Genomic DNA, 8,729 nt, shown 5'->3' with positions numbered 1-8,729 from the left:
CCTCCCGCGTATCCACTGGCTCCCGCCACGGCTGCTCGCACGGTCATGAGTCCTCCCCGTAGACAGACAGGTCGTTCCAACGCGGCCGCGGGCCGGTGCTCCATACCTATCCGCCCGCACCTGACAGCGCGTCGAGTCCGGGCGGACCGGGGCCCCGGCCGTCCGGCGTCAGCCGGCCGGCGTGCCGCAGTACTCGGCGTCCAGGACGGGCAGCAGCGTCTCGCCCGCGAAGTCGCTGTTGTAGTTGAAGGTGAACACGTGACGGCCGTCCTCCGTGAAGGAGGAGACGGAGATCCAGCCCACCGCGCCGCCGTCGTGGTACCAGACGTCGGTTCCGCAGCTCAGCGTGAGCCGTTCGACGCCGAGCCCGTAGGACGAGACCGGGACGTCGGGATTGACGACGGTCGTCATCATCTCCTTCAGCTGCTGCGGGGGCAGCAGCTTGCCGCCCATCAGTGCCGCGTAGAACCGGTTCAGGTCCGCCGCGCTGGAGATGATGTCGCCGTTGCCCCAGGCCTGTGACCCGTTCACCTCGGTGACGTCCTCGATGCGGTCCGGCTGGTCGGCGAAGAGCTTGGAGTAGCCGCGGCTGCTCGGCCGGGGCAGCGTGGTCGCCGTTCCCGGGTTCGACGTCGCCGTCAGGCCCAGCTTGGTGATGATCCGGCGGCGCACCTCGTCCTCGTACTTCTTGCCGCCGACCTTCTCGACCACCATCGCGGCGAGGACGTCGTTGGTGTTGGAGAACCAGTGCCGGACGCCGGGCTGGTACGCGGGCGGGTGGGAGAGGGCCACCTTGACCCGCAGGTCGTGCGCCAGGGTGTCGTAGCGGTGCTGGAGATAGCCGTCCCCGAGCACGTACGTCTGCACGTACGCGGGGTCGGAGAAGTAGTCGAACAGGCCGCTGGTGTGGTTCAGGAGCTGGCGCACGGTGATGGCGCGGCCGTCGTTGCCGTTGCCCTGCACCACGCCGGGCAGCCACCGCTCCACGCTGTCGTCGAGGCTGAGCTTCTTCTCCGCCTCCATCTGCAGGAGCACGGTCGCCACGAAGGTGCTGGTGATGCTGCCGGTCCGGAACCGGTCGTTCTGGCCGCGCGGTGCGCCCGTCTTCAGATTGCCCACGCCCGTCGCCGACTTCCACACCCCGGAGGCGTCGCGCGCCTCGGCGGTGATGCCGGGCACGCCGGCCGCGACGGCCGCGTCGATCGCGCGCTGCGTCGCCGCGTGCGAGGCCGGCGTGGCGGCCGGGCCCTGCGCGGCGCCCGCCGGACCCGCGAAGGCGGTGGCCATGATCGCGCAGGCCGCCAGACCCACCACGCCGGCCCTCGGTCTCATCCGTCTTGTCGTCATGGCCCGCTCCCCTGTTGTCGCCCGTAGTTGGCCGATGTCTTACTTGTGCGCATCGACGGCGGCACCGTAGGTCAGCCGTGTCCCGGGCCGATAGCCCGTGCGGCGATCCCGCCGACCGGCGACGGGATGACCAGGCACGACAAGAGGAACAGGCCGCCGCGAACGGCCGGTCGGGGGGGAGGGCGGACGGCGGCGCCGGGGCGGGGCGCGGCCCGAGGGGCGGACCGTGGACGGCCGGAAGCGGTCGGTCGTATTCCGCCCGCGGGACCGTCAGCGGAGGCGGGACGCCGCCGCGAGCGCCGTGCGCGCGTCCTGCTCGATCCGGCGCAGCAGCGGACCGGGGTCGTGCGCGAAGTAGAAATGGCCGCCGTCGAGGACGCGCAGCCCGATGAAGTGCTCGGTGTGCTCCGCCCAGCCGGCCATCCGCGCCGCCGAGGCCGCGTGGTCCCCGGCGCCCGCGAAGGCGGACAGGGCCACCGGCAGCGGCCTTCCGCCGGGCCGCGGGCGCCAGTTCTCCACCACCCGCAGATCGGCCCGGATGACCGGGGCGAACACGGCCCACAGGTCCGGGTCGTCGAAGACCTCGTCGGGTGTGCCGCCGAGCCGCTTCAGCCGGTCCCGCAGCGCGGCGTCGGACAGATCGCCGTAACGGGCGGAGCGGACGGCCGCGCACGGCGCGGGCCGCGCGGAGACGCCGGTCCACACCGGCCGGGGCAGGCCCGACTCGACGGTCCGGCAGGCGATCTCGTACGCGAGGAGGGCACCCATGCTGTGCCCGAACAGGGCGTAGGGGACGTCCGGCGCGGGCGCGACGGCGCGCAGCAGGAAGTCGGCGAGGAGCCCGGCGTCCTGGATCGGCGCGCGGTCCATGAGATGGCCGTGCCCCGGGGCGTCGAGGAGCCGCACGTCCCACGTGTCCGGCAGCCCGGCCGGCCAGTGGCGGAACGGCACGTGCGAGCCGCCCGCGTGGTGCAGGACGAACAGCCGCAGCTCCGGCCGGGCCGGTCGGGTGCCGTCCATCGCTCTCCCTCGGCTCGGGCGCACCTGCCGACGATAGTGCCTCCGGCCACCGTACGGACCCCGCTCAAGGCCCGCTCCGGCCGCCCCGGAGCACACGTCGAGCGGTTCTTTTCCGGTGGTCCCGAAGGCGTCGTCCGGGCCGGATACAGAACCGCTCGAGCCCGGGACGACTCGGCCCTCCGGCTCTTGTAGCCGCCTCGTCCGGGTCCCTACGGTGACGTGGCAACGCCGGGGTGGCCCGACGCCGTTGTCCGGCTCGCCGGACACCGCGTCCACGGCCGACCGGACCACGCCGAACGGCGATCGTGCCTGGTGCTGTCGCGCCCGGCCCGCCGCATCCCAATCCCGAGTCATTCCGTGACGGTTAAGGACGGTGCCAGTTGAGCACGAACCCCTTCGATGACGAGGACGGCCGCTTCCACGTTCTGATCAACGACGAGGAGCAGCACTCCCTGTGGCCGGCGTTCGCCGAGGTGCCCGCGGGCTGGCGCGCCGTGTTCGGCGAGGCGTCCCGCGCCGAGTGCCTGGAGTACGTCGAGCAGAACTGGACCGACCTGCGGCCCAAGAGCCTGCAGGAGGCCATGGCGGGGGACTGACCCCCGCTTCCCGGACGCGCGACACCCGCAAGGACACTTCGGATGGGGGAGATGAACGTGGCGACGGGCGCCGTGAGAACCGCGAGCAGACACGGGGCGAGGCCGGTGGCGGGCGGTGGTGCGCCCGTACGCGACGTGGCCTCGAACTTCGTCGGGACACCGGCCAAGGTGCGCAAGTCGGGGATGACCTTCCCGCAGAACCTGCCGGAGAGGGCCTGGGAGGAGATCGGGACCAATCTGCGCGAGCTGGTGAACTCCTCCGCGTGGTGGCTCGCCGACTGGCTGCTCTTCGGGGAGGCCACGTACGGGTGGCGCCGGTACAAGGAGGCCATCGAGCGGACCGGCCTCGACTACCAGACCCTGCGCAACTACGCCTGGGTGGCCCGGCGGTTCGAGCACCACCGCAGGCGCGACTCCCTCAGCTTCGCCCATCACGCCGAGGTGACCCGCCTGGCGCCGCCCGAGCAGGACTACTGGCTGCGCAAGGCCGAGCAGCAGAAGTGGTCGCGCAACGAACTGCGCAGGGCGGTCCGGGCCGGGCTCGCCGTGCAGAACGGCGCCTCGCCCGCCGACCCGTCCGCCACGGCCGCGGCCGACGGCGCTCCCGGCACCGGCACCGGCCCCGACGGCGAGCAGGGCCGGCCGGCCCCCCGCCTCGCCGGGCCGCCCGCCGACCAGCACCGTCAGCAGGTCACGACCCTCACCATAGAGCTCTCCGCCGGCCAGCTCGAGTACTACTCGAAGGCCGCCGCCGCGCACGGCCTGCCCGTCGACCAGTGGGTCACCCAGGTGCTCGACACCGCCGACCGGCGATCCGCCTAGAGGGACCTCTCACATCGGAGTCAGTTGATGATCCTTCAGGGAAAGCGGGTCGCCCTGCCCCCGGCGCCCGTCGTCCACCAGCAGTTCGAGGCGAACGCGGCGGCCACGCCCGACGCCCTCGCCGTCGTCCGTGCCGGCGAGCACATGACGTACGCCCAACTCGACGCCGCCGCCAACCGGTTCGCGCACTATCTCGTCGAGCGCGGCCACGGTCGCGGCGCGAAGGTCGGCCTGTGCCTCGACTACTCCTTCGACCTGCTCGTCGCCCTCCTCGGCACGCTCAAGGCGGGCGCGGCCTATGTGCCGTTCGACCCGGCCTACCCGGCGGCCCGGCTGGAGCAGCTGCTGGGGCAGGTGCCCGACCTCGCGCTGATCGTGGCGTCCGAGTCGACCGCCCCGATGGTCGCCGCCGCCACCGTCGACGTCGTCGACCTGGCGCGGCTCTCCGGCACGCTGGCCGGCCTCCCGGCGACCCGGCCCGCGGTCGAGGTGACCGGGGACGACCTGTGCTACGCGGTCTTCACCTCCGGCTCGACCGGCACGCCGAAGCTGACCGCGGTACGCCATGAGGGCTGGTTCAACCTCATGAACTGGCTGAAGCTCGAGTACGGCCTGGACGGCGGATCGCACAACCTGGTCGTCAGCGCGTTCGGCTTCGACCTGTCCCAGCGCGCCCTGATGACACCGCTGTTCTGCGGCGCGACCCAGCACCTCATGGCGAGCCGGAACTTCGACGCCATGATGGCCTACCGCATCCTCGACCAGCACGACATCCGCGTGGTGCACTGCGCCTCCAGCACCCTGTACGTCCTCGTGGACTGGGAGACCGCGCGAGGCGGCGACGCGCTCACCCGGCTCGACCACGTGCTCTTCGGCGGTGAGGCGCTCAAGCCCGAGCGGCTCACCGAGTGGATGCGCCGCGAGGGCAACACGTGCACGCTGCTGCACCAGTACGGCGTCGCCGAGTGCACGGACGTCGCGACCTCCTACGACCTGTCCGCGTACCGGGCCGGCGACCACGCCATCGCTCCGGTCGGCAGGCCCGCGTACAACACCGACATCCACCTGCTCGACGAGGAGCTGCGCGGCGTCGCGCCGGGGGAGTCCGGCGAGATCTGCATCGCCGGGGCGGGCGTCGGCGCGGGCTACCTGGGCGGCTCGGGCCCGGAGAACGCGAAGTTCACGACCGCCGTCATCGACGGCGCCCCGGTCCGGCTCTACCGCACGGGCGATCGCGGCCACGTCACGGAGAACGGTGAACTCGTCGTCGCCGGACGGATGGACGCGCAGGTCAAGGTGCGCGGCATGCGGATCGACCCCACCGACATCGAGCGGGTCCTGGGCCGGCTGCCCGGGGTCCGGGAGGCCGCCGTCGCGGTCACGCGAAGCGGTGCGGGGGAGGCCGAACTGACCGCCTTCGTCGTGCCCACGCGGCACGAACTCACCGAGGACGACCTGCGCTCCGGACTGCTGCGGGTCCTGCCGCGGAACATGGTCCCGGCCCGGTTCGTGAACATTCTCCGCCTCCCGCTCAGCCCGCACGGGAAGGTCGACCGCGCGGCGCTCGTCGCGTCGCTGGAGAAGCATCACGCACTCAGCGCCGGCGGCACCGCGGCATGAATCCGCAAAGACCGTCATGACGAACGAGAGGACTGCGATGATCGCCGACCGCGTGCACGCCATCTGGTGCCGTGAACTGAAGCGCGACAACATTTCGCCCGACGACGATTTCTTCGCCCTTGGCGGCCAGTCCGTCATCATGGTGCAGATCCAGGGCGCATTCATGGACGAGCTGAACGTCGAGGTCCCGATGGACCAGATGTTCCTCAATCCGACGGTGGCGTCCATCACCGCATACATCGAATCGCTCGGCGCGGTGGCCTCTTCGTAACAGGTCCTGTCAGGGCCTGAGTTGTGTCCCGCCGGCGGGACACCGTGATTAGCATCGAAATGAAAATGAGGCTGCGGTCGAGCCGTGCCAAAAATCATCCGGTAAGAGAGGAGAGCCATGTACGACGTGATTGTCGTAGGTGCCCGTTGCGCGGGTTCGCCGACGGCCATGCTCTTTGCGCGGCAGGGTTATCGTGTCCTGCTTCTGGAAAAGGCGAAATTCCCGCAGGACACGCTCTCCTCGCATTACATCCATATGCAGGGAATGTCCTTGCTCAGCCGCTGGGGGCTCCTCGGCAAGCTCCGCGACGCGGGGTGCAGGAAGATCACCCGGCAGAGCTACGAGGGCCCGGGCGTCCGCATCGAGGGCTTCTCCCTGCCGCTCGACGGAGTCACGTACACGTACGCGCCGCGGCGGTACGTGCTCGACCCGCTCCTCGCGGAGGGCGCCGTCGAGGCGGGCGTGGACTTCCGGCAGGGCTGCGCGGTCAAGGACCTGGTGTGGGAGGACGGCCGGGTCGCCGGCGTGCGCTACACGACGCCCGGCGGAGCCCTCGCCGTCGAGCGGGCCCGCCTGGTCGTCGGCGCGGACGGCATGCGCTCGCTGGTCGCCCGCAAGGCGGGAGCACCGAACGTCATCGAGCACCCGCGCGTCACCTGCACCTACTACAGCTACTGGGCCGACGTGCCCTCGGACTTCGAGCTGTACGAGCGCCCCGGCCGCTGGATCGGCGTCATCCCCACCAACGACGACCTCACGCTGCTCATGACGTACTTCCCGCAGGAGGAGTACCAGGACGTCCGCAAGGGCGTGGAGCCGTTCTACCTCGACACCTTCCGCACCACCGCCCCCGAGCTCCACGAACGGATGCGCGCGGGCCGGCGCGTGGAGCAGCTCTACGGCACCGGCCACCAGGAGAACTTCTTCCGCAAGGCGTACGGGCCCGGCTGGGCGCTGATCGGCGACGCCGTCACCCACAAGGACTCCATCACCGCCCGCGGCATCACCGAGGCCTTCGTCCAGGCACAGTCGCTGACCGAGTACATCGGCCAGGACCTGCACGAGGACGCCGCGCTCGACGCGGCGCTGGAGCGCTACGAGCTCGACCTGAGCGGCGAGGCCCTCAGCCAGTACCAGGGCGCCCTCAACGTGGCCGAGCTCAAGCCCGAGGGGCGCACCGACATGCTGCGCAAGCTGGTCGGCCACCAGGAGCACATCGACCGGTACTTCTCGACGCTGTCGGGCGCGTGCTCCCTCGACGACTTCTACAACGACGACCTGCTGACCCTGCTCGACCAGAGCTGAGTGACGACCGCTACCCGGTTGCCGATTTGGAGACACAATGATCCCGTTGTCGTTCGCGCAGCGTCGGCTGTGGTTCGTGGACCGGTTCGAAGGCCCCTCGCCGACCTACAACGGCGCCTTCGCCCTGCGGCTGACCGGTGAGCTGGACGTGCCGGCCCTGCGGGCCGCCCTGCGCGACCTCGTCGAGCGGCACGAGGCCCTGCGCACGGTGATCGTCGAGGGCGACGACGGTGTCCCGCACCAGCAGGTCCTCGCCTCCGGGCAGCGCCCGCTCGAACTGGGGCTCGTCGAGGCCGCCGGGGAGCGGGAGCGGGCCGCGGCGGTCGACGCGGTGGCCACCGAGACCTTCGACCTGGCCGCGGACATACCGATCCGCGCCCGCCTGATACGCAGCGCGCCGCAGGAGCACACCCTGGTCGTCGTGGCCCACCACATCGCGGTGGACGGCGAGTCCTTCGGACCCCTGTTCCGCGACCTGACCACGGCGTACGCGGCCCGCCGCGAGGGGGCCGCCCCGGCCTGGGAGCCGCTGCCCGTCCAGTACGCGGACTACACGCTGTGGCAGCTCGACGTGCTCGGCGACGAGTCCGACCCGGAAAGCGTCGCGGCCGGCCAACTCGCCTACTGGCGCGACATGCTGGCCGACCTGCCGCAGCCGATCCAGCTGCCGACGGACCGCCCCCGCCCGCGGGTGATGAGCCCCGACGGCGACCGCGTCCCGTTCCGCATCGAGCCCGCGCTGCTCGGCGCCGTGGAGAAGCTGGCCGCGGAGGCCGACGCCACGGTGTCGATGGTGATGCACACGGCGCTCGCCGTGCTCCTGCACCACCTCGGCTGCGGCGACGACCTGCCCATCGGCGCCCCGATCACGGACCGCACCGACGAGGAACTGCGCGACCTCATCGGGTTCTTCGTCAACACGTGGGTGCTGCGCGCCGACCTGAGCGGCAACCCGACCTTCCGCACCCTGCTTGACCAGGTGCGCGAGCGGTCCCTGGCCGCGTACGACAACCAGGACATGCCGTTCGAGCGGCTCGTGGAACTGCTCAACCCGGACCGTTCCACCGCGTACAACCCGTTCTTCCAGGTGATGCTCTCCTGGCAGCCGCCCGTGCCGGACCTGGAGATACCGGGCCTCGCCGTGCGCACCGAACGCCTGGAGACGGCCACCGCCAAGTTCGACCTCTTCTTCGACCTGCTGCCGGACGCCTCCGGCGGGGCCCGGTGCCGGCTGGAGTACTCCACCGGACTGTTCGACCGTGACACGGCCGAGGGCCTCGCGCGGCGGTTCGTCCGCGTCCTGGAGCAGTTCGTGGCCGACGCCGGGCGCACGATCGGCACCGTCGACGTCCTCGACGACGCCGAGCGCGAGCGCCTGATCGCCCCGCTCGACCCCGCCGCACTGGCCTCCGCCACGACCGTGCCCGACCTCTTCGAGCGGCAGGTGGCGGCGACGCCCGACGCCCCGGCCCTCGTCTGCGACGGCCGGACCCTGACCTACCGCGAGCTCGACGACCGCGCCAACGCGGTCGCCTGGGAGCTCGTCCGCCACGGCGCCGGCCCCGAGGACCTGGTGCTGCTCGCGCTGGCCCGCACCGAGGACCTGGTGGCCGCGCTGCTCGGCATCCTCAAGTCCGGTGCCGGATACGTGCCGTTGGACCCGCAGTACCTCGCCGGACGCGCCGAGAGCGTGCTGGCGCAGGCCGCCCCGCGCTTCGCGGTCACCGACACCGCGACCTGGCGGGAGG

Annotated in this window: 8 protein-coding genes; 6 read left to right on the top strand and 2 right to left on the bottom strand. The window is 71.6% G+C overall.

Annotation, left to right across the window (positions count from 1 at the left end; translation table 11 throughout):
- Positions 1–168: 168 nt before the first annotated feature.
- Positions 169–1,332 carry a serine hydrolase gene (locus K377_RS40195; protein WP_181512766.1) on the bottom strand — a complete coding sequence of 388 codons (1,164 nt, stop codon included), beginning with the start codon at positions 1,330–1,332 and terminating at the stop codon, positions 169–171.
- Positions 1,333–1,617: 285 nt separating this feature from the next.
- Entirely contained in the window at positions 1,618–2,367 is a 750-nt protein-coding gene (locus K377_RS40190) for a thioesterase II family protein (protein ID WP_111668600.1), read from the bottom strand.
- Positions 2,368–2,747: 380 nt separating this feature from the next.
- On the opposite strand from K377_RS40190, the gene K377_RS40185 reads away from it, so the two are divergent.
- The 6 genes from K377_RS40185 to K377_RS40160 form a co-directional block, all read left to right on the top strand.
- On the top strand, positions 2,748–2,963 hold the full coding sequence (locus K377_RS40185) for an MbtH family protein (protein WP_111668599.1): 216 nt from the start codon (positions 2,748–2,750) through the stop codon (positions 2,961–2,963).
- Positions 2,964–3,005: 42 nt separating this feature from the next.
- Positions 3,006–3,785, top strand: coding sequence for an LmbU family transcriptional regulator (locus K377_RS40180; protein ID WP_237551614.1), 780 nt, complete (start codon positions 3,006–3,008; stop codon positions 3,783–3,785).
- A 27-nt stretch (positions 3,786–3,812) separates the two neighbouring features.
- Positions 3,813–5,405 (top strand): amino acid adenylation domain-containing protein, encoded by a 1,593-nt coding sequence (locus tag K377_RS40175; RefSeq protein ID WP_111668598.1) that lies wholly within the window; start codon positions 3,813–3,815, stop codon positions 5,403–5,405.
- Positions 5,406–5,442: 37 nt separating this feature from the next.
- Entirely contained in the window at positions 5,443–5,676 is a 234-nt protein-coding gene (locus K377_RS40170; protein WP_111668597.1) for an acyl carrier protein, read from the top strand.
- A gap of 117 nt (positions 5,677–5,793) precedes the next feature.
- Positions 5,794–6,981: an NAD(P)/FAD-dependent oxidoreductase gene (locus K377_RS40165; protein WP_111668596.1), complete on the top strand. Its 1,188-nt coding sequence runs from the start codon at positions 5,794–5,796 to the stop codon at positions 6,979–6,981.
- A gap of 37 nt (positions 6,982–7,018) precedes the next feature.
- Positions 7,019–8,729 (top strand): condensation domain-containing protein (locus K377_RS40160; RefSeq protein ID WP_146614852.1); only part of this gene is annotated, 1,711 nt, incomplete at its 3' end.

It is taken from the genome of Streptomyces sp. PsTaAH-137, from assembly GCF_003259365.1.
Lineage (GTDB): Bacteria > Actinomycetota > Actinomycetes > Streptomycetales > Streptomycetaceae > Streptomyces.
This window is presented reverse-complemented; position numbering and strand designations above follow the sequence as displayed.